Consider the following 26,561-nt stretch of genomic DNA (forward strand, 5'->3'; position numbering starts at 1 on the left):
CCGACATCGTCAAAGAAAGAGAGCGGCGCGATGACTGCTGAGCCTCTTCGCGATCCCCGCGAGCGCGCGCAATCACAGCTTCCCGCGGTACAGGTGCTCGTTGCCGCAGGATATTCGCCCTTGTCGCCGGCAGAGGCGCTGTCGATGCGCGGCGGCAAGAGGCGCAATGTGGTGCTCGACGAGGTGCTCGAAGAGCGCATTCTGGCGCTCAACAGCGTCAACCATCGGGGCCGTAGATACCCCCTCGATGCCGCCGACGCAGGCAAGGCGATCGGACACTTGCTGGATCCCGGCAACCTGTCGGACCTGAACAAGGCCAACCAGAAGGTCTACGACGACCTCGTGCGCGGCGTCGCGGTCTCCAAGACGATCGATGGGACCTCGATCAGCCCCCAGGTACGTTTCATCGATTGGATGGATCCGTCGAACAACCGCTACCACGTCACCGTGGAGTATGCCGTGGAGCGGACCGGATCGACCTCGGCGAATCGACTCGACGTCGTGGCGTTCGTCAACGGCATCCCATTCGTCACGATCGAGTGCAAAGAGCCCGGCACACCCATCGCGACGGCAGACCGCCAGCTCCTCCGATATCAGCGCCCGAACGAGATCCCACTTCTCTTCCATTACAACCAACTGCTGATCACGGGCAACGGCAGCGCGGCCCGCTACGCCGCCGTCGGCACACCATCGAAGTTCTGGGCGACGTGGCGGCATCCAGAGTCCGAACCCGATTTCCACGCTGAGCAAGCAGCACTTGCTGCCGCTGTCAGTGCCACCCTCGCCCCCGATGCCATCGCCGCGCTCTTCGGTGGGGCTCCTCCCGATGTCAACACGCTCCAGACCAGGACGCCCAGTGAACAGGACGCGACGCTCTTCGCTCTCGCCCGCCCCGAGCGGCTCCTCGAGCTCGTCCGCACCTTCACCGTTTTCGACCGCGGCACCCGCAAGGTCGCCCGCCACCAGCAGTACTTCGCCGTGAAGCACGCCCTCGACAAGGTCGTGTCGGGCGCACCCGGTGAGCGTCGACCCGGCGGGCTGATCTGGCACACGCAGGGGTCAGGAAAGTCCCTGACGATGGTGATGCTCGCGAAGGCGCTCGAGTACGAGCCCGGTATCACTAACCCGCGTGTGATCCTCGTCACCGACCGTGACGACCTCGACGTGCAGATCCGCGACACTTTTCGCTCCTGCGGGCTCGATCCGGTGCGGGCGCGCAACGGCCGCCATCTGGCCGAGCTGATCCGAGAACATGCGCCACTGATCACCACGATCGTGAACAAGTTCGAGACTGCCGCCAGGGCTCTCGAAACGGCGGATCTGGAACCCGATCCCAACGTTTTCGTCCTCGTCGACGAGGGGCATCGCAGCCACTCGGCCCGACTCGGGGACTACGGACAGTTCGCGAAGCAGATGCGCCGGGCGCTACCTCTGGCAACCGTGATCGCGTTCACGGGGACGCCGCTCATGATGAAGGAGCGGAACAGTTTCCGCACCTTCGGCGATCTCATCCATCGCTACACGATCCAAGACGCCAACGACGACCATGCCGTCGTACCGCTTCTCTATGAGGGACGCCTCGTCGAGAAGCAGATTTCGGAAAGCGGTCTCGACTCCTGGTTCGAGATGATCAGCCGTGATCTCACCCCTGAACAGCAGCGAGATCTCAAACGTCGGTTCTCCACGGAGAAGGCCGTATCGACTGCCGGTCAGGTGATCCGCGCAAAAGCGTTCGACATCTCCGAGCACTATCGTCGCCACTGGCAGGGCACGGGCCTCAAGGCACAACTGATCGCGCCCGACAAGGCCTCCGCGATCCGATTCAAGAAGATCCTGGACGAAATCGGCGACGTGAGCAGTGAAGTCATCATCTCGGCTCCCGGTGACGACACCGACCCCGTGACGGGCGACCGCGAGTCACGGGAACTCGTCGACGCGTTCTGGGACCGGATGATGGCTGAGTATGGCAACGAGCCCGCATACAATCAGCAGATCATCCAGGGCTTCCGCGAGTCCGATCGCCCCGAGATCCTGATCGTCGTCTCGAAGCTCCTCACCGGATTCGACGCTCCCCGCAACACCGTTCTGTACATCTGCCGGGCACTGCACGACCACACGCTGTTGCAGGCGATCGCCCGCGTCAATCGTCTCTACGATCCGCCGACCGCCGACGACCCGACCAAGGACTTCGGCGTGGTGATCGACTATGAGGGCCTGCTCGAAGAACTCGATACGTCGCTCGACAAATACAGCGCTCTCAACGATTTCGACAGCGCTGATGTCACCGGTGCGCTCTCGAGTGTGCGCGAAGAGATCGCGAGACTCGACGCGCGCTGGTCGTCTGTCTGGACGCTTTTCGATGGCATCGGCCGCGCGGACCGAGAGGCCCAGGAGCAGCATCTGAGCCCAGATGATCTTCGCGACGAGTTCACGGCACGTCTGTCGGCCTTCACCCGCACTCTGCACATCGCGCTGTCGAGCGAGCTGGTGGACGATGTGGTGTCTGCTGAACGTCTCGAGCGGTACAAGACGGACTGGGCCTGGTTTGTGACGCTTCGACGCGCGGCTCAGCATCGGTACAACGATCGCGTCGACCTGCGTGACTACGAACCGAAGATCCGCAAGCTGCTCGACGATCATCTGACCGCCCTCCCGGCCGTCGAGCACATCCCCCCGCTCGATCTGAGCGATCCTGCCGTGGTGAGCGCGGCAGCAACCGAATCCGGCGTTTCCCCTGCTGCCCGCGCGGACCGCATCGCCCATGCGACCCGACGACGGATCACGGATCGGATGGATGAGGATCCGGCGTTCTACGAACGCTTCTCTCGCCTACTCCAAGAAGCGATCGACGCGCACCGCGCCCACCGACTGGACGAGCTGGACTATCTTGAACAGATTCGCCAGATCGCGGAGAATGTGTCCCGGGGGCGCGAGACCGGCAAGGCTGACCTGCCGGAAGCCGTACGAAAGACGCCGCACGCGGCGTCGGTGTTCGAGGCGATTCTCGCGCGTTTCGCGCATGCCGATGGAGAGGGCCCCGCGACCGAGGACGCCGTCGCGACCGTGACCATCGGGCTGGTCGACATCGTTCGCAGCCATTTGGTCGTCGGCATCTGGGATGAGAACGCCACCGCCCGGAATGCGCTCGAGACGGCCATCGACGAGTTCCTCTGGGATGTCGTCGAGGACGAAATGGGGCTGAAGCTGACCTCGGCTGACGAGGAAGCGATCCGCAGCGACGTCCTGCGCATCGCCCGAGCGCGGCTGTCCTCATGACACCCGCCTTTGTGACCGTCGCGTACGGTACTCAGCTGGTGAGCGCCGAGGTTCGGTGGGCTGCACGCAAGACGCTCGACATCACGATCACACCGGACGGTGCAGTGGTCGTCACTGCGCCGATCGATGCAGACCTTCTGCAAATCCGAAGTCAGATTCGCGCGCGTGCCCGCTGGATCCTCGAGCAGCAACGCTACTTCGCTCAGTTCCGACCTCGAACGCCGGCGCGACGGTGGCTGCCGGACGAGACCCACCGCTACCTCGGCCGGCAGTATCGCCTGCGGATCGCCGATACGACCGCAACGGAGCCTCACGTCCGTCCGACGCGAGGCTTTCTGCTCATCGATGGGATCGATTTCGACGACTCTGCGGGGATGGAACGCGTCGTCCAGAGCTGGTACCGGGCGAGGGCCCGAGAGATCATCGATCAACGCCTGCCGGTCTGCGCCGAGCTCTTCGATCCTCCGCTGTGGCCGACAGCTGTCACTGTTCGATCGATGTCGTCGCGCTGGGCGTCAATGTCACCGAGCGGGCGCCTGACGGTTAATCCGGATCTGATTCGTGCTCCGACGGACGCGATCGACTACGTGCTCGCGCATGAACTCGCACATCTCTTGGTCCCAGATCATTCCGCGCGATTCATCGCTCTCCTGACTCGCGTCATGCCGGATCACCCACGCCGAAAGCAGCGCCTCGAACGGGCGACGGCCTGATCGATCAACGGGCCAGATCGACGCCCTCCACACAAGAAGAGCTCCTTTGGAGACTGCAGGGGCTGGTCCTGCCCCATCAAGCGGTGTCGAGGATCCGCCGACGATGAGGGACGCCGTTGTCCGCACACCGTCGACGAGCTTCAGCGCCGACCCCTCAGACTCGTCCCCGCCGACGCGCGCTCTGAGCTCCGCGGGCGGGGACGAATCGAAGGATGGGGCGTCGTCAGCCGACCTCGGCCATGCCCCGACGGAGCAGGCGGCCGCGCGGCGTCGTGAAGTCGATCTCCGTGCCATGCAGGTAGGTCTTGCGCACCCGGCCGGCGAGCGCCTTGCCGTTGTAGGGCGTGAGCGGGTTCTTGTGATGCAGCTTCGTCACGTCCACGATGTAGGCGTCATCGGCCGCGAAGATCGAGAAGTCCGCGTCGTAGCCCGGGGCGATCCGGCCCTTGCCGGTGAGACCGGCGAACTGCGCCGGCCTCTCGCTCATCCAGGACACCACGGTCTCCAGGGACAGGCCGCGCTGGCGCGCCTCGGTCCAGATCAGCGAAAGGCCGAGCTGCAGCGACGCGACGCCGCCCCACGCCACGGCGAAGTCGCCGTTCTCCAGGTCCTTGAGGTCGAGCGTCGAGGGCGAGTGGTCCGAGACGATGAAGTCGATCGTGCCGTCCTCCAGTCCCTGCCAGAGCAGCTCGCGGTTGCCGGCCTCGCGGATCGGCGGGCAGCACTTGAACGCGGTCGCGCCGAGGGGGATCTCCTCCGCCGTGAGCGTGAGGTAGTGCGGGCAGGTCTCGACCGTGAGCCGGATGCCGTCGTGCTTGGCGGAGCGCAGCATCGGCAGCGCGTCCGAGGAGGACAGATGCAGGATGTGGGCGCGGGCGCCGGTCCACCTGGCTCGTTCGATGACCTCGGCGATCGCGAGGTTCTCGGCGCCGCGGGGCCGGGAGGCGAGGAACTTGGCGTAGTCGTCGCCGTCGGGCTTGGGGGCGCGGTCGATCGCGCGGGAGTCCTCGGCGTGCACGATCATGACCGAGTCGAACGTCGCGAGCTCGCGCATGTCGGCCTCGAGCTCGTCGGGATCCAGCGGCGGGAACTCGTCGACCCCGCTGTGCAGCAGGAAGCACTTGAACCCGAAGGCGCCGGCGTCGTGCAGCCCGCGCAGCTTGTCGACGTTGCCGGGAACGGCGCCGCCCCAGAAGCCCACGTCGACGTGCACCTGGTCGCGGGCGACGTCGCGCTTGATGTCCAGGGCCTCGACGTCGATCGTCGGCGGGATGCTGTTGAGCGGCATGTCCAGGATCGTGGTCACGCCCCCGGCGGCCGCGGCCTTGGTGGCGGAGGAGAAGCCCTCCCACTCGGTGCGGCCCGGCTCGTTGACGTGCACGTGCGTGTCGACGAGCCCAGGGATCAGGGTCTCGTCGTCGGCGAGCTCGATGATCTCGTCCGCCTGGAGGCCGTTGCCGAGCGGCTCCATCGCGATGATGACGCCGTTACGCACGCCGACCTCCCGGGGGCGGATCCCCGAGCTGGTGAGGACCCGCTCGCCGCGGATCACCAGGTCGTAGTGCGAACCTGCGGGGTCGTGCTGATCCTGCGACATGTCGTGCGGATCCTTTCCTCCGGCGAGCGCCGGTCGTGCTTCGTTGGATTCATTGTGCTCCGGATCCGGAGCACGAGGGCGTTGAGTCCGGGGGCTCAGCCCTGCGGCACCAGCTCGCCCACCTCGGCGCCGATGCGGCGGCCCACCTCGGTGAGCAGGGAGACCGCTTCGGCCATGCTGCGGGCAGGGTCCGGCTCCAGCTCGCTGAGCGCGTAGACGCGGGCGAACCCTGCCGCCTGCGCCGCCTCCGGGCTCAGCGTGGAGCGTCCGCATACGGCGATGACGGGGATGCCCGCCGCGCGGGCGGCCGCCGCGACGCCGAGCGGGGTCTTGCCGCCCAGGCTCTGATCGTCGAGGCTGCCCTCGCCGGTGATGACGAGGTCGGCCTTGGCGTCGCCGGTGCCGAGGGCCTCGGCGAGCCCGGTGAGACGCTGCACGACTTCGACGCCGGGCTCCCGCCGGGCGCCGAGCGCGGCGAGCGCGGCGTAGCCCACGCCTCCGGCGCCGCCCGCTCCCGGCAGGTCCGTGGCCGCGCGGATGCCGGGCTGCTGCTCGAGCAGCGCCGCGTAGCGCGCCAGAGCCGCGTCGAGCACAGCAACATCCTCCGGGCTCGCGCCCTTCTGCGGGCCGAACACGGCGGGCGCGCCCCGCTCTCCGAGGAGCGGGTTGTCCACGTCGCTCGCGAGCACGATCTCGGTGGCCGCGAGACGCGGATCCAGCTCCGACACGTCCACCGCGGCGATGCGCCCAAGCGCCCCGCCGCCCCCCGGCAGCTCGTGCCCACCGGCGTCGCGCAGCGAGACGCCGAGCGCCTGGAGCATGCCCGCGCCGCCGTCGGTGTTGGCGCTGCCGCCGATGCCGAGCACGATGCTGGTCGCCCCCTGGTCGAGCGCCGCGGCGATGAGCTCTCCGGTCCCCCGGCTGGTGGCGCCGAGCGCGTCCTTCACTCCGCCCGGCAGCAGATCGAGCCCGCTCGCCGCAGCCATCTCGATGATGGCCTGCTCGCCGCGCACGCCGAAGCGCGCCTCGACGGGCAGGCCCGTGGGCCCCGTCACCGTCGCCGTGACCGCCTCGAACCCGGCGGCGAGCGCGGCGTCGACCGTGCCCTCCCCGCCGTCCGCGACGGGGACCGCGTCGATGACGGTCCCCGGCGCGGCCTGGAAGATCCCCTCCGCGAGAGCGGCGGCGACCGCGGGCCCCGTGGCGGAGCCCTTGAACTTGTCCGAGGCGATCAGGATGCGCATGGTGTGAATGCTACGGGCCGGAGGGACGCGACTCAGTCGAGCAGCGCGTAGATCGCCTCGGGGGCGTCGGCCGGCGACGTCGCGAGGTCCTCGAACTCGTTCATCGTGTCGAGATCCGCGCCCATCGCAATGTTGGTCACGCGCTCGAGGATGACCTCGACGACCACGGGCACCTGGAACTCGTCGCGCAGGCGCTGCGCCTCGGCGAAGCCCGCGGCCAGATCCTCCGGACGCTCGACCCGCAGCGCCTTGCAGCCCAGCCCCTCGGCGACCTTGACGTGGTCCACGCCGTAGCCCGTCGCGATGCTGGAGGAGTCCTGCGGGGTGTTCACGTTGTCGAACGCGAGCGACACCTCGTAGTCCATCTCGAATCCGCGCTGGGACTGGCGGATCAGGCCCAGGTAGCTGTTGTTGACCACCACGTGGATGTACGGCAGCTTGTGCTGCGCGCCCACGGCGAGCTCCTCGATCATGAACTGGAAGTCGTAGTCGCCCGAGAGCGCGACGACCTGCTCGCCCGGCTTGCCGCGCACGACGCCGAGGGCGGCGGGGCCGGTCCAGCCCAGGGGCCCTGCCTGGCCCGCGTTGATCCACTTGCGCGGACCGTACACGTGCAGCAACTGCGCACCGGCGATCTGCGACAGGCCGATCGTGGTGACGAACGTGGTGTCGCGGTCGAACGCGGAGAGCATCTCCTGGTAGACGCGGTGCGGCTTCATCGGCACGTCGTCGAAGTTGGTCTTTCGCTGCAGACGCGCCTTGCGGTCGCGGCACTCCTCGGCCCAGGCGTTGTAGTCGGGCAGCTCGGCGACGCGGTCGCGTGCGGCCTCGAGCAGGGCGTCGATGAACGCGCCCGCGTCCGAGACCACGCCGTAGTCGGGCGCGAACACGCGGCCGATCTGGGTGGGCTCGATGTCGACGTGCACGAAGGTACGGCCCTTGCGGTACGTGTCCAGGCCCCCGGTGTGGCGGTTGGCCCAGCGGTTGCCGATGCCCAGCACGAAGTCGCTCTCCAGGAAGCTCGCGTTGCCGTAGCGCTGCGAGGTCTGGATCCCGACCAGGCCGGCGGCCAGCGGGTGGTCGTCGGGGAGCACGCCCCAGCCCATCAGGGTCGGGAACACGGGCACGCCCAGCGTCTCGGCGAGCTCGACGAGCTTTGCGGAGGCGCCGGAGTTCACGATGCCGCCGCCGGCGATGATCGCGGGGTGCTTCGAGGCGATGAGCAGGTCGAGCACCTTCTCCGCCTGCGCGCGGGTCGCGACCGGCTTCGCCACGGGCAGCGGCTCGTAGGTGTCGATGTCGAACTCGATCTCGGTCATCTGCACGTCGAACGGCAGATCGATCAGCACCGGGCCCGGACGGCCGGAGCGCATGATCTGGAACGCCGTCTGGAAGGCGCCGGGAACCTGCGCACCCTCGAGGACGGTCTTGGTGAACTTCGTGACCGGCTTCGCGATCGACGCGATGTCGACGGCCTGGAAGTCCTCCTTGTCGAGCTTCGCGACCGGCGCCTGGCCGGTGATGCACAGCATCGGGATCGAGTCGGCGATCGCGGCGTAGAGGCCCGTGATCATGTCGGTGCCGGCAGGGCCCGAGGTGCCGAGGCACACGCCGATGCGGCCGTCGCCGGTGCGGCTGTAGCCGTCCGCCATGTGGCTCGCGCCCTCGACGTGGCGGGCGAGGGTGTGCCGGATGCCGCCGTTGGCGCGCATCGCGGAGTAGAGGGGGTTGATGGCGGCGCCGGGGAGGCCGAACGCCTCGTCCGCGCCTTCCTTGATCAGGATCTGGACGATCGCGTCGACTGCACGCATGCGGGTCATGGGAGTTTCCTTTGGCTTGATGGGGGTCGCGCCCTTCGTCTCGTCGCTCCGCTCCTCGCTCAGGGACCGGAGAAGGTCGGCTCCTGAGCGAGCTCAGGGACCGGAGAAGGTCGGTTCCTGAGCGAGCGAGACGAAGGACGCTGCGACCCCGAGAAGGGAGAGTGATCAGTCGCGGCCGGAGAGCTCGGTGGTGAGCTTGAACAGGCCCGAGTGGTCGAGGCCTCCGTCGCCGCGGGCGACGAGGGCGTTCACGAGCTGCGCGACGGCCGAACCGAGCGGGACGGTGACCCCGACGGAGCGAGCAGCCGAGGTGACGATGCCCAGATCCTTGTTGTGGAGGGCGAGGCGGAAGCCGGGCGCGAAGTCGCGGTTCAGCATCTTCTGGCCCTTCTGGTCGAGGACCTTGGATCCGGCGAGTCCTCCGCCGAGGACCTTCAGCGCCGCGTCGGTGTCGACGCCGAACGCCTCGAGGAACGTGACGGCCTCGGCGAGCGCCTGGATGTTGACCGCCACGATGAGCTGGTTGGCGGCCTTGACCGTCTGGCCGGCGCCCGCGGGGCCGACGTGCACGATGGTCTTGCCGATCGCGTTCAGCACGGGCTCCGCCGCGGCGAAGTCCTCGGCGGAGCCGCCGACCATGATCGAGAGGGCCGCGTCGATCGCGCCCTGCTCGCCGCCGGAGACCGGGGCGTCGACGACGCCGAGCCCTGCGGCGACGGCCTCCTCGGCGAGCTCCTTGGCCACGTCGGGGCGGATCGAGGAGTTGTCGATCCAGAGCGTTCCGGCCTTCGCGTTCGCGAAGACCCCGTCCGGGCCCTGCACGACGCCCGCGACGTCCGGGGAATCCGGGACCATGGAGATGACGACGTCGGCGTCCTTCACGGCGTCGGCGATGCCGGTCGCCCCGGCCCCTCCGGCGGCGACGAGCTTGTCGATCGCCTCCTGGCTGCGGTTGTAGCCGACGACGTCGTAGCCGGCCGTGACGAGGTTCTTCGCCATGGGCAGGCCCATGATGCCGAGGCCGATGAATGCGATGCGGGTCATGTCTTCGTTCCTTCGCGGAAAGTCTGGTGAGGTCAGGCCTGGGCGGCCGCGGTGGTGGTGGTCCAGGCGAAGGGATCCGCCTGGGTGGCCTTGTACTCGAGGCCGATGACGCCGGCGTATCCGCCGGCCTGCGCGTCGGAGATCCACTGGCCGAGCGGCAGCTCGCCCGTTCCGGGCTCACCGCGGCCGGGGGCGTCCGCGATCTGGATGTGGCCGAACTCGGCGGCGTGGCCCGCGATCACGGCCGGAACGTCGTCGCCGTTGACGGCGAGGTGGTAGAAGTCGGCGAGGAGCTTGACGTTATCCACGCCCTCCTCTTCCTTCACGCGTGCGATGATCGCGAGCGCGTCGGCCGCGGTCTTCAGCGGGTAGGCCGGGGTGCCGCTGACCGGCTCGAGCAGCACGACGCCGCCGAGCTCCGCGACCGCACGTCCGGCGGCGGCGAGGTTCTTCACGGCCAGGTCGTCCTGCGCCTTCTCGTCGACGCCCTCGAGGCGGTTGCCGTAGAGCGCGTTGAACGCCTTGGTGCCGAGACGGCGGCCGATCTCGACCACGACGTCGATGTTGCCCGCGAACTCTTCCTCACGGCCGACCCACGACACGAGGCCGCGGTCGCCGCCCGGCATGTCGCCGGCGAAGAAGTTCAGGCCCGTGAGCTGCACGCCCGCGTTCTGGATCGCGGCGACGAAGGCGTCGACCTCGTTCTGCGCGGGCACCGCGACGGAGAACGGCCACCAGTACTCCACGGCGTCGAAGCCGGCTGCCCTCGCGGCGGCCGGGCGCTCCAGGATCGGCAGGTCGGTCAGCAGGATCGAGGCGTTGACGGTGTAGCTCATGAGATCGTCCTTGATGTCTTAGATCGGGACTTTCCGAATTATGGAAAGAAAATCTTGATTGATGAAAGTTTAGGCCGAGAGGCGGTGGATGTCAACGGGTCGGATCCGGATCCGGATCCTGCTGCGCTGTTCCCGCCGAGCGCACCGGAACGTGCCGAGTGCACGGGATATCGGCGCGGACTTCCGGTGCGCTCGGCAGCAAGCGGTGCACCCGACGAATGCGATCGCGCCTCCCGATTCCCGAGAGGCGCGATCATTTCAGGCTCAGGAACGTCAGGTCAGCTTGATCTGGCGGTTCATGTCCTTGTAGAGCAGGTAGCGGAAGTCCTCGGGACCGCCGGCGTAGCAGGCCTGCGGGCAGAAGGCGCGCAGCAGCATGTAGTCGCCGGCCTCGCACTCCACCCAGTCGTCGTTGAGGCGGTAGACAGCCTTGCCCTGCAGCACGAACAGGCCGTGCTCCATGATGTGGGTCTCCGCGAACGGGATGGATCCGCCCGGCTTGAAGGTGACGATGTTCACCTGCATGTCGTGCGCCATGTCGCTCGCGTCCGAGAAGCGGGTGGTCGCCCACACGTCGTCGGTGTCGGGCATCGAGACCGGCTCGATGTCGTTGTCGCTCGTGACGAACGAGGCGGGTGCATCGACGCCCTCGAGGTACTCGTAGGCCTTGCGGATCCAGTGGAAGCTGGTGATCTCGGATCCCTCGTTCGAGAGCGACCACTGCGCGTTCGGCGTGATGAACGCGTAGCCGCCGGCCTCGAGCACGTGCCGCTCCCCCTCGAGCGTGAGGGTGAGCTCGCCGGCCGTGACGAACAGCACGCTCTCGACGCCCGCCTCGGCCTCGGGCCTTGCGGCACCGCCGCCCGGCGCGATCTCCACGATGAGCTGCGAGAAGGTCTGCGCCGAGCTCGGCGTCGGCCGGGCGAGGATCCACGCGCGGGAGTCCCTGAAGCCGGGGAGGCTCGAGGTGACGATGTCGCGGAGCACGCCCTTCGGGATGAACGAGTACGCGAGCTTGACGACCGCGCGGTCGGTGAGCAGGTCGGACTGCGGGGGCAGGCCGCCGGCCGGGGTGTAGTAGGTGCGGGCGCTCAAGAGACGGCCTCCTTGGTGTTGAGCTTCGGGTGGGCGAGACGGATGAGTTCCGCCGGCTCGGATCCGGTCGCCGCGCGGACCTCATCGGCCGTGAGCGCGCCGCATTCCAGACCGCGCACGACGAAGCGCGCGAGGGCCCTGGCGGTCGCCGGCTCGTCCATGATCGTGGCGTCGCTGCCGTGCAGGTAGTTGTCCAGGCGCCGGGCCGCTGCGGCGAAGCCCTCGCGGTAGAACGCGTAGGTCGCGAGGTACCGGGTGGGCAACTGCGCGGCGTGCAGGTCCCAGCCCTGGTAGTAGCCGCGCTCGAGCGAGCGCCGCACCAGGCGGGCATGCAGCGTCCACGCCTCGAGGACGTGATCCGGATCCCCGACGGGGATCACGTTGGTGGATCCGTCCGAGATCCGCACACCGGTCTCGGCGACCGCCACCTGCATGACCTGCTTGGCGAAGTCCGCCGCGGGGTGCTCCATGGACTGGTATGCGGCCGCGATCTGCAGCGAGGCGCTGTAGTCGTAGGTGCCATAGTGCAGTGCGGACACGCGGCTGTCGGCGCGGTGCAGGAGCGTCGCGACCGGGACGGATCCGTCGGCGGCGACGATGAGCTGCGGCGTCTCCATCTGCACCTCGAAGCGCAGCCGGCCCGCGGGCAGTCCGAGACGCTCCTCGAAGAGCGCGCAGAGCGAGACCATGGCCTCGACCTGCTCGACCGTGGTGACCTTGGGCAGCGTCAGCACGAGGCCGTCCGGCAGCGGACCGTTCGCGACGAGGGTCGACAGGAACAGGTCGAGCGTGCGGATCCCGCGGCGGCGCGTGGGCGCCTCGAAGCACTTGAACCGGATCCCGATGAAGGGCGGTGCGACGCCGGCGGCGACGGCCGCGGCAACCCGCTCGGCGGCGAGGACCGCATCCGCGTCCTCCTCCTCGTCGGGCCGGGCGCCGTAGCCGTCCTCGAAGTCCAGGCGCAGGTCCTCGATGGGCTCACGCTCGAGCTTCGCGTCCACGAGGGGTGCGAGCTCTGCGGCGAGGGCGCCGAGGCCGACCGCCTGGGCGAGCGCGACGGTCCCGCCGAACTCCGCGACGGAGGCGGCGGCCGCCTGCCCCGACTGGGCAGGGAGGTCGAGCCGGAATCGGTCGGCGGGCACGTACAGGGTGTGCACGGGCTGGCGGGATCCGTCGTCGCCGGGGTACTCCGTCGACAGCAGCGTGTCGGTGCCGGCGAGGCGGGCGTCGATGTCGGCGAGGTCGGCCTCGCCCAGGGTGCTTGCGGCCATCCGGCTCACTCCTTCGAGGACTCGACGACGCGCACGATCGCCTCGGCGACGGCGCCGGCCACGAGCGGGTCGAACACGCTCGGGATGATGAAGCTCGCGTTGAGCTCGTCATCGCCGACGCGCTCCGCGATCGCCTGCGCGGCTGCGACCAGCATAGGCGGCGTGATGTCCGACACGCCCGCGTCGAGGAGGCCCCGGAAGAAGCCGGGGAACGCGAGCACGTTGTTGATCTGGTTCGGGAAGTCGCTGCGCCCTGTGGCGACGACGGCCGCGTGCCTGGCCGCGACGACCGGGTCGACCTCGGGGGTCGGGTTCGCCATCGCGAACACGATCGCGTCATCCGCCATGGCGGCGATGTCGTTCTCGTCGAGCACGTGCGGGGCGCTCACGCCGATGAACACGTCTGCGCCCACGACCGCCTCCTTGAGGGTGCCGGAGAAGTCCCGCGGATTGGTCGTGGCGGCGAGCTCCGTGCGGTGCGCGTCGGTGTACTCCTGGCCGCGATGGATCGCGCCGTTGCGGCCGCAGGCGACGATGTCGACCGCGCCCTGGGCGAGCAGCAGCTGCACGATCGCGTTGCCGGCGGCGCCGACGCCCGAGACGACGATCCGCACTTCGCCGATCGTCTTGCCGACGACTTTGAGGGCGTTGCGCAGAGCGGCGAGCGTGACGATCGCGGTGCCGTGCTGGTCGTCGTGGAAGACCGGGATGTCGAGCTCCTCGCGCAGGCGCGCCTCGATCTCGAAGCAGCGCGGGGCCGCGATGTCCTCGAGGTTCACGCCGCCGTAGACCGGGGCGATCGCCTTGACGATCTTGATGATCTCCTCGGTGTCCTTGGTATCGAGGCAGACCGGCCAGGCGTCGACGTTCGCGAACTGCTTGAACAGCGCGGCCTTGCCCTCCATGACCGGGAGCGCGGCCTCTGGGCCGATGTCGCCGAGGCCGAGCACCGCGGTGCCGTCGGTGACGACCGCGATCGTGTTGCGCTTGACGGTGAGGTTGCGGGCCTTGCTCTTGTCCTCGGCGATCGCCATGCACACGCGGGCGACACCGGGCGTGTAGGCGCGGGACAGGTCGTCGCGGTTGCGCAGCGGCACGCTGGGCACGACCTCGAGCTTTCCGCCCAGGTGCATCAGGAAGGTGCGATCGCTGACCTGGCGCACGGCCACGCCCTCGAGCGCCTCGACGCCGGCGCGGACGTCGTCGGCGTGCTCCTCGCCCGTGGTGTTGCAGGTCAGGTCGACGACGATCGTCGTCGGGTGCGACTCGACGACGTCGAGGGCGGTCACGACGGCGCCGGCGGCCGCAGCGGCCGCGGCGAGCTCGCTCGTGACGGTGAAGTTGGACGGCGCGTCGATGCGCAGCGTGATCGAATTTCCGGGACCCGGGTTCGCCATGGTTCCTCCTCATCGAGGCGTCCCGGGCGGAGGCCTCGGGCGCTGGTTGCGTGATGAACTCTTACAACTTTCGTATAGTGGACACTATTATCTCTATCGTGGAAGTTTTGCGCAAGGCGGAATCCGGATCCTCTCGGATTTCCGGCGCGGCACTCTCGCATGATGGAATTACCGCAAGGACGGGAGCTGACATGGCGGAGAATCCGAGCACGACAGGCGCGAAGGTCGCAGATCCGAAACCCGGCAGGAGTGCGGGATCCGGCGTGCAGTCGGTCGAGCGGGTGTTCGAGCTGCTCGAGCTCGTGACCGACGCCGGCGGCGACGTCACGCTCAGCGAGCTGTCCGCGTCGACCGACCTCCCGCTGCCGACGATCCACCGGCTGCTGCGCACGCTCGTCTCGCTGGGCTATGCCCGCCAGCTGCCGAACCGCCGCTATGCGCTCGGCCCGCGGCTGATCCGCATCGGCGAGGGCGCCTCCCGCCAGTTCGGGGCGCTCGCGCGCCCGCAGCTGAAGACCCTCGTGGACGCCCTCGGCGAGAGCGCCAACATGGCCGTGCTCGACGGCGACATGGTGGTCTACGTCGCCCAGGTGCCCTCGCAGCACTCCATGCGCATGTTCACCGAGGTCGGCCGCCGCGCCAACGTGCACGACACCGGCGTCGGCAAGGCGATCCTCGCCCAGCTCGACGATGACACCGTGCGCGGCATCGTCGGCCGCACCGGCATGAGCACCCCGACCTCGTTCAGCATCGGCACCGTCGACGCGCTGCTCGCGGAACTCGACGTCATCCGCGAACGCGGCTACTCGATCGACGAGCAGGAGCAGGAGATCGGCGTGCGCTGCTACGCGATGGCCGTACCGGGCGCCCCCACGCCGACCGCGGTATCGGTGTCCGGCCCGATCGCCCGCGTCACCGAGGAGTTCGGCCAGCGCGCCGTGCCGCTGCTCCGCGAGGCCGCCGGCGCGATCGCCGCCGACGTCGCGGCCTAGCCCGGGCCGGGTGCCCACAGGGCGCCCCCGCCCGCAACTTTGAAGGACGGATGCAGTTCTGCAGGATGGATCCTGGGATCCCGTCCTGCAGAACTGCATCCGTCCTTTGTTCGCACGGCCCGGTGACGGGCTTACTCCGCGTCGGTGCCGCTCGTGCCGGCGTTGACGTCGAGCAGGCGGTACTTCTCGGCGGCCTGGGCGGGGATCGCCGCGTCCAGCTCGCCGCGCGCGGCGAGCAGCTGCAGCGTGCGCACCACGACGCTCGGTCCGTCGATCTTGAAGAACCGGCGGGCCGCGGCGCGCGTGTCGGAGAAGCCGAAGCCGTCGGCGCCGAGGCTCGCCCAGTCGTTCGGGACGAACTGGCGGATCTGGTCCGGCAGATCCTTGGCGTAGTCGCTCACGGCCACGATCGGGCCATGCGCGTCGGCGAGCTGCTGCGCGAGGAACGGCGTGCGCGCGCCGCGCCCGAGGAACTCGTCCTCCTCCGCGGCGACCGCGTCGCGGCGCAGCTCGGTCCAGCTCGTCACCGACCACACGTCGGAGTCCACGCCCCAGTCGTCACGGAGGAGCTGCTGCGCCTCCTGCGCCCAGGTTACGCCGATGCCCGACGCGAGCAGGTGCGCCCGCGGAGCCTCGACCGGCGCGATCCGGTGGATCCCGCCGAGGATCCCGGCCACGTCGACGCCCTCCGGCTCGGCCGGCTGCACGATCGGCTCGTTGTAGACCATGAGGTTGTAGATGTGGTTGCGGTCGGTCGAGTCGGCGCCGTACATGCGCTCGATCCCGGCGCGCACGATGTGGCCGATCTCGTAGCCGAACGCCGGGTCGTAGGTGACCACGGCCGGGTTCGTCGCGGCGAGCAGCGGCGAGTGCCCATCGGCGTGCTGCAGCCCCTCGCCGGTCAGCGTGGTGCGGCCCGCGGTCGCCGAGATGAGGAAGCCGCGCGTCATCTGGTCGGCGGCCGCCCACAGGGAGTCGCCGGTGCGCTGGAAGCCGAACATCGAATAGAACACGTAGACCGGCACGAGCGGCACCCCGTGCGTCGCGTAGGCGGTGCCCGCGGCGGTGAACGCGGCGATGGATCCGGCCTCATTGATCCCGACGTGCAGGATCTGCCCCGCGGTGGACTCCTTGTACGAGAGCACGATGTCGCGGTCGACGGCGAGGTAGTTCTGCCCGTTCGGGTTGTAGATCTTCGCGGTCGGGAAGAACGCGTCCATACCGAAGGTGCGCGCCTCGTCGGGGATGATCGGGACGATCCGCGTGCCGAACCCGGGGTCGCGCATGAGGTCCTTGAGCACGCGCACGAACGCCATGGTGGTCGCAGCCTGCTGCTTGCCAGATCCGCGTGCGGCCACCTCGTACGCCTTCGGGTCGGGCAGAGCGATCTCCCCCGACGCGTTCGGGCGGCGCTCCGGCAGGTAGCCGCCCAGCGCCCGGCGGCGCTCCTGCAGGTACCGGATCTCCGGGGCGTCGGCACCGGGGTGGTAGTACGGCGGCTGGTACGGATCGGCCTCGAGCTGGGCATCCGTGATCGGCACCCGCAGATGGTCGCGGAAGTCCTTGAGATCCTGCAGCGTGAGCTTCTTCATCTGGTGCGTGGCGTTGCGCGCCTCGAAGCGGGGGCCGAGGCCGTAGCCCTTGACCGTCTTGACCAGGATGACCGTGGGCTTGCCGTTGCGCGAGAGCGACTGCTGGTACGCCGCGAACACCTTCTGATAGTCGTGCCCGCCGCGCTTCAGGCCCCAGATCTGCTCGTCGGTGAGGTTCTCGACGAGCGCGAGCGCACGCGGATCCTTGCCGAAGAAGTGCTCCCGGATGAACCCTCCCGACTCGGCCTTGTAGGTCTGGTAGTCGCCGTCGCGGGTCGTGTTCATGATGTCGAGCAGCGCGCCGTCGGCGTCGCGCGCGAGCAGGTCGTCCCACTCGCGGCCCCAGACGACCTTGATGACGTTCCAGCCGGCGCCGCGGAAGAAGCCCTCGAGCTCCTGGATGATCTTGCCGTTGCCGCGGACCGGCCCGTCCAGGCGCTGCAGGTTGCAGTTCACCACGAAGGTCAGGTTGTCGAGGCCGTCGTTGGCCGCGAGCTGCAGCAGTCCGCGGCTCTCCGGCTCATCCATCTCGCCGTCGCCGAGGAAGGCCCAGACGTGCTGGTCGCTCGTGTCCTTGAGCCCCCGGCCCTGCAGGTACCGGTTGGACTGCGCCTGGTAGATCGCGTTCATCGGGCCGATGCCCATCGACACGGTCGGGAACTCCCAGAACTCGGGCATGAGCCGCGGGTGCGGGTAGGAGCTCAGGGCATGGCCCTCGCGGGACTTCTCCTGACGGAAGCCGTCGAGGTCCTCCTCGCTGAGGCGCCCCTCCATGAAGGCGCGGGCGTACATCCCGGGCGACGCGTGGCCCTGGAAGTACACCTGGTCGCCACCGCCGGGGTGGTCCTTGCCGCGGAAGAAGTGGTTGAAGCCGACCTCGTACAGGGTCGCGGCGCCCGCGTACGTGGAGATGTGGCCGCCGACGCCGATGCCGGGGCGCTGCGCCCTGTGCACCAGGATCGCGGCGTTCCAGCGCATCCAGGCGCGGTAGCGGCGCTCGAGCTCCTGGTCGCCGGGGTAGGCGGGCTCGTCGGACACCGCGATCGTGTTGACGTAGTCCGTCGTCGCGGTGGGCTCCGGCGCGTAGCCGGCACGGGCGGCGAGCGAGCGCACGATGTGCTCGCCGCGCTCTGCCCCGCGCTGCGCCACGAGCGCGTCCAGCGACTCGAGCCATTCGGCGGTCTCTTCGGGGTCGTGATCCAGGGTCTCGGATCCGGGGGCGGCGGAGCTGCTCTGTTCGCGCATCTTCGGCCTTTCTGTGAGATGTATCGGGAGGCCGCCGATCGGGCGGCGGGGCTGATCTGCTACATGTAGGAGGCTGCCGATCGGGCAGCGGTTCTGAGGTTCGAGGAGTGACGATGAGCGGACGCATCGCCGTGGTGACGGGTGCAGGATCGGGGATCGGGCGCGCCGTCGCGCGCACGATGCTGGCGGCCGGCTACCGCGTGGCGCTGGCCGGGCGGCGCGAGGCCGCGCTGGCCGCGACGGCGGCAGGGGGTCCGGATGCGCCCGAGGGCGGAGCCATCCCGTCGAACGCTCTCGTGGTGCCGACCGACGTCACGGTCGAGTCCGAGGTGGACGCCCTCTTCGACCGCGTCGTGCAGGAGTGGGGCCGGGTGGACGTGCTGTTCAACAACGCGGGCGCGTTCGGCCCCGCGGTGTCGGCGGCCGACATCTCGCTCGACGACTGGGAGCGGACGCTCGCCGTCAACGTCACCGGAGCGCTGCTGTGCGCGCGCGGCGCGATGCGCGTGATGCGCGCGCAGGATCCGCAGGGCGGTCGGATCATCAACAACGGATCCATCTCCGCGCAGGCGCCCCGCCCGCTCTCGGTCGCCTACGCCGTGAGCAAGCACGCGCTCACCGGGCTCACGCGTTCGATCGACCTGGACGGCCGCCCGTTCCGCATCTCCTGCGGGCAGATCGACATCGGCAACACCCGCACCGAGATCATGGACGAGCTCGGCGTCGGCTCCGGCGCGCTGCAGGCCGACGGCAGCCGCAGGGTCGAGCCCACGTTCGACGTCGACGCGGCGGCCCGCACCGTGCTGTTCATGGCGGACCTGCCCGCCGAGGCGAACATCGGCGCGCTCACGGTGACCGCGAGCGGGATGCCCTTCGGCGGACGCGGCTGAGGCGACGGATGAGGGGATGGATCCCATCAGGCAGATCCATCCCCTCATCTCAGTGCGGAGCGTCCTTGCGGAGATCAGTGCGGCGCGCGCTCAGCAGAAGCCGGCGAAGGCGTCCCACGACCAGTGGTCGGCGTCTGCGCCCTCGCGCAGGAACGACGCCTCGATGAGGCCGTAGGGGCGGTCGGCGGCGTAGAACACCTCGTTGGGGTTCTCCAGGCCGAACGGCGACAGGTCGACGACGAAGTGGTGCTTGTTCGGGGTCGAGAAGCGGATCTCGTCGATCTCCGGGTGCTCAGCGAGGACGGCCTCGGCCATCTCCTTCAGCGTGTGCTGCAGCGCGTACGAGTAGTTGCGCGAGAAGCCGGCCAGCAGCAGACGACGCACGTCGGCGAAGGTCTCGTTGAAGTCGATGTCGGTGCGGTTGTAGCGCCAGCGAGCCGTCACTGAGGTCGCGAGGATGCGGTCCTCGGTCTCGGGCAGGGTGGTGTACTTGTCGCGCGGGTAGCCGACGAAGCCGCTCTGCGTGGACTTGAGGACCGTGAGGTCCTGCAGACCCGCGGTGACCGTGGTCTCGTCGCCGTCGATCTGCACGATCGCGGTGCGGGTCTCGGTGCCGCCGCGGACGAACGCGTGGTCGTGCTCGCCGTTATCGCCCTGGATGCGCAGCCAGGTGTACTGCTCGGCGGCCCAGCGGCCACCGGTGACCCAGTCGAACTCGCCGGTGAAGTGGCGGCCGAGGCGGAGCAGGTACTCCTCGGGGCTGCCGATGCCGTCTTTGGCGAAGGCGAAGACGGTGTTCTTCTGCGTGTCGGTCGCGACGCAGTGGGCGTTGTCGCCCTCGAAGTGCACGGCGGCGAAGTCGCCGCGCAGCTGCGAGGTGACGTTCAGGTCCTCGATCTCGTGACGGTCGGTGTCGCGCGTGATGCGGACGACGCGGTTCTCGGCCTTGCCGTACTGGTTCTTGCCCAGAATGATGTTGGTCATAGCGATCTCAGCTTCCTCGGTAGGTGGAATAGGCGAACGGACTGAGCAGGAGCGGCACGTGGTAGTGCGCCTGCTCGGCGTCGACCAGGAAGGTCAGCACCACCTCCGGGAAGAAGGTGTCCGTTTCGATGCCGGCGAAGTAGGCCGCGGTGTCGAACCGGAGGCGGTATGCACCGCTCTCCAGCCGCTCCGGACCCAGCTCTTTCACCCGCCCGTCAGCATCGGTGAAGCCCGTACCGATCCCGACCCATCCCTCGCCGTCGCGGGCTTCGAGTGCGACGGCGACGCCGGACGCTGGGCGCCCGATCGATGTGTCCAGGATGTGGGTGGTCACGTGGGAGACGCTCATGCGCTCGCTCCTTCGGTCTCGATGGCCGCCGCGAGCCGCAGCGCCGCGATCTCGCGCAGCTGCTGGTCGACGACGGCGAGCTCCTGCTCGTCGGTGTTGCCGAGCCGCTCGTGCAGCAGGGCGAGGATGTCCTCGGCGCTGCGCCCGGCGGCGCGCACGAGGAAGACGCGGTCGAACCGCTCCTCGTAGGCGCGGTTGCCTTCGGCGAGGGCGGCCGCCGTGGCGTCGTCGACGCTCGGCTGCTCGCGGCGCGAGTGCGCGGCCTCGGCGCTCGTGCCGTCGACCTTGGCGCCGATGCGCGGGTGATGCGCGAGCGCTCCGTCGAGTTCGGCCTCGGCGAGCGGCGCCGCGACCTCGAGGGCGGCGGCGGAGAGCGCGTCGACCGAGGCGTAGGGACGGCCGTCGACGATCGCTCCGATCCAGCGGGCGATGTCCAGTGCGGGCTTCACAGCGGCCGTGGCGTCGTCACGGCCTGCGGAGTTGAACTCCTCGAGCAACATCTTCGATCCTCAAGCCATGCTGGCATCCGGCGTGTAAGTCAGTACGGTCGGATCCTATCGAGAGGGTCCGTTGCTATCGCGAGGATAGTTTCCGTAGTCCGGAACTGTTATTTCAGCATGTGTAACTATTCTGCGGACCGGATCCGACTCTGTCAACCCCCATTGCGAGTCGTCCCCCTCAGCGGACGCTCTGGGCTCCGCCGAGGGGGACGACTCGGGGTGGTGGAAGGGTGCGCCGGGGTCAGACTCCGAGCTCGGCGCGCAGGCGGGCCACGTGACCCGAGGCGTCGACGCCGTACTCCGCGCGCTGCACGACGCCGTCGCCGTCCAGGACGAACGTGGAGCGGATCACGCCGTCGAACGTGCGGTCGCCCACGGTCTTCTCGCCCCACACGCCCCACGCCCGCGCCACGGCGGCGTCGGTGTCGGCGAGCAGCGGGAAGGTCAGGCCCTCCGCGTCCGAGAAGGCGCGGATGTCGGCGACCTCGTCGGGCGAGACGCCGATCACGGAGTAGCCCGCGGCCGCGAGGGACGACAGGTTGTCGCGGAAGTCGCAGGCCTCGGTGGTGCAGCCCGGGGTCGCGGCCTTGGGGTAGAAGTACACGACGACGTTCTTGCCGCGGTAGTCCTCGAGGGCGGTGCGGACGCCGTCGGCGTCGTCGAGGGCGAAGGCGGGGGCGGCGTCGCCGGGGGCGAGGCGAGTGGTCATGATGTCTCCGTTTCGGATGGGGGTCGGCGGATCCAGGGGGCCGGGCGCTGCGACGGGCTCAGCGACCGGAGGTCAGCGGGCGGCGGGCAGCACGCCGAAGGCCTCGGCGAGCTGCATGATCTTGCGGGCGCGGCCGAGGCGGGGCAGGTCGCTGCCATCGCGGACGATGCATCCGCGCGCCTCGAAGTCCTCGAGGAACTCGTAGGCCCACTCGACGTCGGTGCGGGTGGGGCTGATGACCTCGTTCACGACCGGGGCCTGGTCGGCCTGCAGGCAGAGCTTGCCGGTCATCCCCATCGACACGGTGATGGCGGACTGCTCGCGCAGGATCGGGTGGCTGGATCCGACCGTCGGGCCGTCGATCGGACCGGGCAGGCCGCCGGCGCGGCTCGAGATGACGAGGCGCGCCCGCGGGTAGGCCATCGCCTCGCGGTCGGCCGACATGCCGGTGTCGCGGCGGAAGTCTCCGCTGCCGAAGGCGAGCCGGAACACGCCCTTGGCCCGCGCGATCTCGGTCGCGTTCTCGATGCCGACAGCGGACTCGACGAGTGCGACGACGGGCACCCTGGCGCCGAGACGGTTGAACGTGTCCATCACCTGGCCGCCGAACTCGGTCTTGGCGAGCATCACGCCCTGCAGACCAGGGGCGTCACGCAGCCCGTCCAGATCCGGGGACCAGTGCTCGCTGGTCGCGTCGTTGATGCGCACCCACGCGCGGTTGGCCTTGCCGTCCGCGTCGGCGACGTGCAGCCAGCGCACGACGTCATCGCGTGCGGAGTCCTTGTGGCTCGCGTCGACCGCGTCCTCCACGTCGAGCACGACGGCGTCGGCGTGCGAGCGCGCCGCGTCGTCGAACGTCTCCGGCCTCGTCGCCGCGACCAGGAGCCACGAGCGCGCCAGCTCCGGCGCGATCTCGCGCGGGCTGGTGGTAGGCAGAGGAGCGTTCATTGCATTCCATTCTATGAAACTTGACTTTTGCGATATGAAAAGATTACTCCCGCTCGCACGCGGGCACCAGCCCTGGACAGGGCCCGGCTTCAGGCGCGGAGCGCGACCACGGCATCCCACAGCGCCGCGGCGACCGCGCGCTTCGAGCCGGACGCCGCGGCGACCACGGCCCCGTCGGGACCGATGACCTCGACGGCGTTGTCGTGCTTCTCGAACCCGTGCTCGGCGTCGGCGAGGTTCACGGCGAGCAGGTCGGCGCCCTTGCGCTCGCGCTTGCGGCGAGCGCGTTCGCGCCGGGCTTCGGGATCCGTCGCCGTCTCCGCGGCGAAGCCGAGGATGACCTGTCCCTCGGGCGCCGAGCCCTTGCGCCGGGCGGCTCCGAGCGCGGCGAGCACGTCCTCGTTCTCCACGAGCTCGATCCGCTCGAGGATCCCGTCCTCCTTGGTGAGCTTGTGCGCGGCGGCCTGGGCGGGCCGGTAGTCGGCGACGGCGGCGGCCATGACCACGACATCCGCGCGGTCCGCCGCCTCCTTCATCGCGGTCGCGAGCTCGGAGGCGGTCGCGACGGGACGGATCCTGATCCGCGGATGTCCCGCCTCGGCGAGGACCTCCCCCGCCAGGTTGGCCGCGACGAGCTCGACGTCGGCGCCGCGGGTCGCGGCCTCGACGGCGAGGGCCGCGCCCTGCCGCCCGCTGGAGCGGTTGCCGAGATAGCGCACGGTGTCGATCGGCTCGCGCGTGCCGCCCGCGGAGACCACAACCGTCAGGCCGGCGAGATCCTGCGGGGCGAGCAGGCGCAGCGCGGCCTCCGCGATCGCCTCGGGCTCGCTCATCCGGCCGGGTCCGCTGTCGCCGCCCGCGAGCTCGCCGTCGTCCGGCCCGATCAGATGCACGCCGCGCTCGACAAGCGTGCGGATGTTCGCCTGCGTCGCCGGGTGGGCCCACATCTCGGCGTGCATCGCGGGGGCGATGAGCACGGGAGCGGTCGTCGCCAGGAGCGTCGTGCCGAGGAGGTTGTCGGCGATGCCCGCGGCCATGCGCGCGATCGTGTTCGCGGTGGCAGGCGCGACCACGACGAGGTCGGCGCCTTGTCCCAGCGCCACGTGGCGTACGTTCGCCACGTCGTCGTGCACGCTCGTGGTGACCGGGTTGCGGCTGATCGCCTCCCACGTCGGTGCGCCCACGAAGCGCAGCGCATCCTCCGTGGGGACGACGGTGACCGTGTGCCCCGCCTTCACGAGGAGCCGCACAAGCTGCACCGACTTGTAGGCCGCGATGCCGCCGGAGACCCCCACCACGATGTCCATCCCTCGATTCTGCCCGACATGCCGGGAGTGCGGGCTGGGAGCGGTGCACGTGGGCGCGCGGGCGCCCGCGGACGCATGCCCGCGGGCGCATGCCTGCCCGTGTCGCGCGAGCGCTCGCGCGGCGCCGGGTCCGTGCGTACCCATCCCCGCCACGCCCCCTCCTACGATCGGCGCCCCCGCCTGTGGACGCGCACACGAGGGGGCCTCGACGCCCCGAGGGGGCGTGGCGTGCCTAGACTGAGGCGCGTGTGCACGGTCGTGATCGAGGTCGGCACCCCGGGAGGGGCCCAGGGACCGGTGGTGCGGCTGCTCGCGGTGCGGGACGAGGATCCGCTGCGCGAGTGGGACGCGCTCGGCGAGTGGTGGCCCGACCGCCCAGGGGTGATCGGGATCCGCGACCGCCGGGCGGGAGGCGCGTGGCTCGCGGTCGATCCGGCCTCGCACCGGCTGGCGGTGCTGCTGAATCGCGCCGACGTGCTCGACCTCCCCGACGATCAGGCCGTCTCGCGCGGGACGCTCGCGCCGGCGTCCGTCACCGGCACCTCGCCCACGGGCTCGGAGCGCATGCACGGCTTCAACCTGCTCGAGGTCTCTCCCACCGGCGCGCGCGTGCTGTCCTGGGACGGCACCGAGCTCCGCGAGACCCCGGTGCCCCCTGGCGTGCACATGATCGCGCACTCCGATCTCGACGACCCGGAGACCGCCCGCATCGCGCGCTGGCTGCCGGAGTTCCGCGCGCATCCGACCCGCGACGAGGAGTGGCCGGAGTCCTGGATCCGGCTGCTCGCGACGACCGCGGAGCTGGATCCCGCCGACGACCGCGCGATCATCCGAGACAACCGCCCGCACGGCTACCCGACGCAGTCCCTCCTGTACTGCACCGCGTCGGTCGGCCCCGACGGCGTGGAGGTGCGCGACCACGCGCTGCCCGCGCCGGCGCACTGGGGCTGAACCGGCCTTCCCGCCGGACCTCGCGCATGGGCATCGCTGCCCATTCCAGGATCCCGGCCGCCCGGGTAGCGTCGGGAGCATGACGGATCCGCAGCAGCACGCCCCCGCCCCGCAGCCCCCTGCCGCGCCTCCGTACGGCGGCGGCCAGGGCTACCCCGCACCGGGATATCCAGCACCGGGCTACGGCTCCCCCGCAGCACCCGGCTATGGCGCACCGTTCGCCGCGGCCGCGCGCCCGAACGGCGGCCGCGGCGCCGCCGTGCTCGCCCTGGTGTTCGCCGGAATCGCGGTGCTCTCCGGCTGGATGAACACGCTCGGCAGTTTCATGGCCTACCGATTTCACACACCAGCATGGGTCTTCCCGGTGCTGGGCGGCCTGGTGATCGTGGTCTTCGACGTGCTGGCGCTCGTGTTCGGGATCATCGCGGCGCGCCGCGGCAGCGGGGTCAAGGGCGGCATCGCGATCGGCGTCGCCGCCGTGGGTCTGCTCGGAGTGCTCTTCAGCATGATGATCCCTGCGCTGTACTCCACGCTCATGCGGGTCTGAGCCCCGGCGCGCTACCGCGGACTCGGACCGACGCGCACTCAGCCCGCGATCGCCCGCCCATACACCTCGAGCATCGCGGCCGTGCGCGACGACTGCCGGAAGTCCGCGGCAACCTGCGGATCCGGCTCCGGCGCACGCCCGGCGGCGATGTCCGCAGCGGCGAGGCGGAGCGTCTCGGCGAGCGCCGCCACCCGGTGCGGCTCGTCGTCGGCCGACGGCACCGCCCACAGCCCTCCCCGCAGCTCACCCGCGATGTCGGGATCGCTCACGACCGTCGGGGTGCCGAGGGTCGCGGCCTCGAACGGCGTCATCCCCTGGGTCTCGAAGCCGATCGAGGTCTGCACCACGGCGTCGGCCGCGGCGATCCGGACGAGCACGTCGGCGTAGCCGATCCGTCCCGCGAAGCGGATCCCCGGACGCCCCGCGCGCGCGGCGATGCGCTCGGCCGCGCGCCGCTCTCCCCCGCCGCCGACGATCTCGATGTCCGCGTCCACGTCGCTCGCGACGACCGCCTCCAGGAACGGCAGCAGCCGCTTCTCCGGGCTCATCCGGCCGAGCCAGATGAACCGCGGCCGACCGGGGACGCGCTCCGCCGGCGCCTCCGCGAGCACCTGCTCGCGCACCTCGTCGTCGATGCCGTTCCAGATCACGTCCACGGATCCGAAGACCCCGTGCTGCTCGAGTCGTCGGGCGAAGTGCCCCGAGGGCGCGGTCACGGCCCGCGACTCCGCGGCGATCCCGGCGAGGTACGCCCAGCCGTCCGCAGCGTGCGGCTGCACGCCGATCCCGCGCAGCGCCATGCGCCGCCACAGGTTCAGCGCGCCCAGCACAGGCCGGTGCAGCGGGGTCACCGCGGCAATGCCCACGTCCACGCGGTTGTGCATCGTGTGCACGGCGGGGATGCCGTGCCGGTGCGCGAAGCGGTGCCCAATGTACGCACCCCAGAAGTCGGCCTGCACGTGCACGAGATCGACCGGCGGCCGGCGCGTGAGCGCCTGGTCGAGGAAGCGGTCGGTGCGCCGCCCCGGCCAGGTCAGCGAGTACTCGCGGTCGGCCGTGATCGGGATCGACGGGAGGTCGACGTAACCAGGATCCCCCGCCGCCCCGGCGCCGCGCGCCGAGTGCATCCGCGGCGCGACGATCGTGACCGTGTGCCCTGCGCGCTCGAGGTACTTCCGCTGCAGCCGCATCGAGACCTGCGCCCCGCCCAGCGACTCGGCGTGCTGGTCGCCGAAAAAGACGATGTGCATCCGG

The 26,561-nt window shown here is 69.9% G+C and carries 22 protein-coding genes; 6 read left to right on the forward strand and 16 right to left on the reverse strand.

Annotated elements, in window-relative coordinates; genetic code table 11:
• The first annotated feature begins 30 nt into the window (after positions 1-30).
• Both CQ044_RS10555 and CQ044_RS10560 read left to right on the forward strand, forming a co-directional pair.
• Positions 31-3,276 (forward strand): type I restriction endonuclease subunit R, encoded by a 3,246-nt coding sequence (locus CQ044_RS10555; protein WP_105688434.1) that lies wholly within the window; start codon positions 31-33, stop codon positions 3,274-3,276.
• Positions 3,277-3,287: 11 nt separating this feature from the next.
• A complete protein-coding gene (locus CQ044_RS10560; protein ID WP_181158277.1) occupies positions 3,288-3,989 on the forward strand; it encodes a M48 family metallopeptidase in 702 nt (233 codons plus the stop codon).
• A gap of 223 nt (positions 3,990-4,212) precedes the next feature.
• Here CQ044_RS10560 and allB read toward each other — a convergent pair whose 3' ends face one another.
• From allB to CQ044_RS10600, 8 genes are all read right to left on the reverse strand, one after another.
• The gene (gene allB, locus CQ044_RS10565; protein ID WP_105688436.1) at positions 4,213-5,586 is read right to left on the reverse strand and encodes an allantoinase AllB; all 1,374 of its coding nucleotides are present in this window, start codon (positions 5,584-5,586) and stop codon (positions 4,213-4,215) included.
• 95 nt (positions 5,587-5,681) lie between these two features.
• Positions 5,682-6,830 (reverse strand): glycerate kinase, encoded by a 1,149-nt coding sequence (locus CQ044_RS10570; protein ID WP_105688437.1) that lies wholly within the window; start codon positions 6,828-6,830, stop codon positions 5,682-5,684.
• Between the two features lie 32 nt (positions 6,831-6,862).
• Positions 6,863-8,650, reverse strand: coding sequence for a glyoxylate carboligase (gene gcl / locus CQ044_RS10575; RefSeq protein WP_105688438.1), 1,788 nt, complete (start codon positions 8,648-8,650; stop codon positions 6,863-6,865).
• 165 nt (positions 8,651-8,815) lie between these two features.
• Entirely contained in the window at positions 8,816-9,694 is an 879-nt protein-coding gene (locus tag CQ044_RS10580) for a 2-hydroxy-3-oxopropionate reductase (protein ID WP_105688439.1), read from the reverse strand.
• Positions 9,695-9,726: 32 nt separating this feature from the next.
• Entirely contained in the window at positions 9,727-10,530 is an 804-nt protein-coding gene (locus CQ044_RS10585) for a hydroxypyruvate isomerase family protein (RefSeq protein WP_105688440.1), read from the reverse strand.
• A 273-nt stretch (positions 10,531-10,803) separates the two neighbouring features.
• Positions 10,804-11,625, reverse strand: coding sequence for a bifunctional allantoicase/(S)-ureidoglycine aminohydrolase (locus tag CQ044_RS10590; protein ID WP_105688441.1), 822 nt, complete (start codon positions 11,623-11,625; stop codon positions 10,804-10,806).
• Positions 11,622-12,896: a DUF6986 family protein gene (locus CQ044_RS10595; protein WP_105688442.1), complete on the reverse strand. Its 1,275-nt coding sequence runs from the start codon at positions 12,894-12,896 to the stop codon at positions 11,622-11,624. Before CQ044_RS10595 ends, CQ044_RS10590 begins: the two co-directional genes overlap by 4 nt.
• A 5-nt stretch (positions 12,897-12,901) precedes the next feature.
• Positions 12,902-14,293, reverse strand: coding sequence for an NAD-dependent malic enzyme (locus tag CQ044_RS10600; RefSeq protein ID WP_105688443.1), 1,392 nt, complete (start codon positions 14,291-14,293; stop codon positions 12,902-12,904).
• A gap of 191 nt (positions 14,294-14,484) precedes the next feature.
• Between CQ044_RS10600 and CQ044_RS10605 the strand changes: the two genes are divergently transcribed.
• Positions 14,485-15,285: an IclR family transcriptional regulator gene (locus CQ044_RS10605; protein ID WP_105688444.1), complete on the forward strand. Its 801-nt coding sequence runs from the start codon at positions 14,485-14,487 to the stop codon at positions 15,283-15,285.
• A gap of 131 nt (positions 15,286-15,416) precedes the next feature.
• Here CQ044_RS10605 and aceE read toward each other — a convergent pair whose 3' ends face one another.
• Positions 15,417-18,122 (reverse strand): pyruvate dehydrogenase (acetyl-transferring), homodimeric type, encoded by a 2,706-nt coding sequence (aceE, locus tag CQ044_RS10610; RefSeq protein WP_105688445.1) that lies wholly within the window; start codon positions 18,120-18,122, stop codon positions 15,417-15,419.
• A 113-nt stretch (positions 18,123-18,235) separates the two neighbouring features.
• On the opposite strand from aceE, the gene CQ044_RS10615 reads away from it, so the two are divergent.
• The gene (locus CQ044_RS10615) at positions 18,236-19,012 is read left to right on the forward strand and encodes an SDR family oxidoreductase (RefSeq protein ID WP_105688446.1); all 777 of its coding nucleotides are present in this window, start codon (positions 18,236-18,238) and stop codon (positions 19,010-19,012) included.
• 90 nt (positions 19,013-19,102) lie between these two features.
• On the opposite strand, the gene pucL is transcribed toward CQ044_RS10615, so the two are convergent.
• From pucL to coaBC, 6 genes are all read right to left on the reverse strand, one after another.
• The gene (gene pucL, locus CQ044_RS10620; protein ID WP_105688447.1) at positions 19,103-19,996 is read right to left on the reverse strand and encodes a factor-independent urate hydroxylase; all 894 of its coding nucleotides are present in this window, start codon (positions 19,994-19,996) and stop codon (positions 19,103-19,105) included.
• A gap of 7 nt (positions 19,997-20,003) precedes the next feature.
• Positions 20,004-20,345, reverse strand: coding sequence for a hydroxyisourate hydrolase (gene uraH, locus CQ044_RS10625; protein ID WP_105688448.1), 342 nt, complete (start codon positions 20,343-20,345; stop codon positions 20,004-20,006).
• Positions 20,342-20,845 (reverse strand): 2-oxo-4-hydroxy-4-carboxy-5-ureidoimidazoline decarboxylase, encoded by a 504-nt coding sequence (gene uraD, locus CQ044_RS10630; RefSeq protein ID WP_105688449.1) that lies wholly within the window; start codon positions 20,843-20,845, stop codon positions 20,342-20,344. The genes uraH and uraD overlap by 4 nt, the downstream gene beginning before the upstream one ends.
• A 241-nt stretch (positions 20,846-21,086) precedes the next feature.
• Positions 21,087-21,554, reverse strand: a complete 468-nt coding sequence (gene bcp / locus CQ044_RS10635; protein WP_105688450.1) for a thioredoxin-dependent thiol peroxidase — start codon at positions 21,552-21,554, stop codon at positions 21,087-21,089.
• A gap of 72 nt (positions 21,555-21,626) precedes the next feature.
• Positions 21,627-22,502 (reverse strand): CoA ester lyase, encoded by an 876-nt coding sequence (locus CQ044_RS10640; RefSeq protein WP_105688451.1) that lies wholly within the window; start codon positions 22,500-22,502, stop codon positions 21,627-21,629.
• Between the two features lie 89 nt (positions 22,503-22,591).
• Positions 22,592-23,809: a bifunctional phosphopantothenoylcysteine decarboxylase/phosphopantothenate--cysteine ligase CoaBC gene (gene coaBC / locus CQ044_RS10645; protein ID WP_105688452.1), complete on the reverse strand. Its 1,218-nt coding sequence runs from the start codon at positions 23,807-23,809 to the stop codon at positions 22,592-22,594.
• Positions 23,810-24,055: 246 nt separating this feature from the next.
• On the opposite strand from coaBC, the gene CQ044_RS10650 reads away from it, so the two are divergent.
• Positions 24,056-24,760 carry an NRDE family protein gene (locus CQ044_RS10650; RefSeq protein WP_105688453.1) on the forward strand — a complete coding sequence of 235 codons (705 nt, stop codon included), beginning with the start codon at positions 24,056-24,058 and terminating at the stop codon, positions 24,758-24,760.
• A 79-nt stretch (positions 24,761-24,839) separates the two neighbouring features.
• On the forward strand, positions 24,840-25,307 hold the full coding sequence (locus CQ044_RS10655) for a hypothetical protein (protein ID WP_105688454.1): 468 nt from the start codon (positions 24,840-24,842) through the stop codon (positions 25,305-25,307).
• A gap of 38 nt (positions 25,308-25,345) precedes the next feature.
• Here CQ044_RS10655 and CQ044_RS10660 read toward each other — a convergent pair whose 3' ends face one another.
• Positions 25,346-26,557: a glycosyltransferase family 4 protein gene (locus tag CQ044_RS10660; protein ID WP_105688455.1), complete on the reverse strand. Its 1,212-nt coding sequence runs from the start codon at positions 26,555-26,557 to the stop codon at positions 25,346-25,348.
• Positions 26,558-26,561 lie beyond the last annotated feature (4 nt).

The organism is Microbacterium sp. MYb64 (genome assembly GCF_002979495.1).
Lineage (GTDB): Bacteria > Actinomycetota > Actinomycetes > Actinomycetales > Microbacteriaceae > Microbacterium > Microbacterium azadirachtae_A.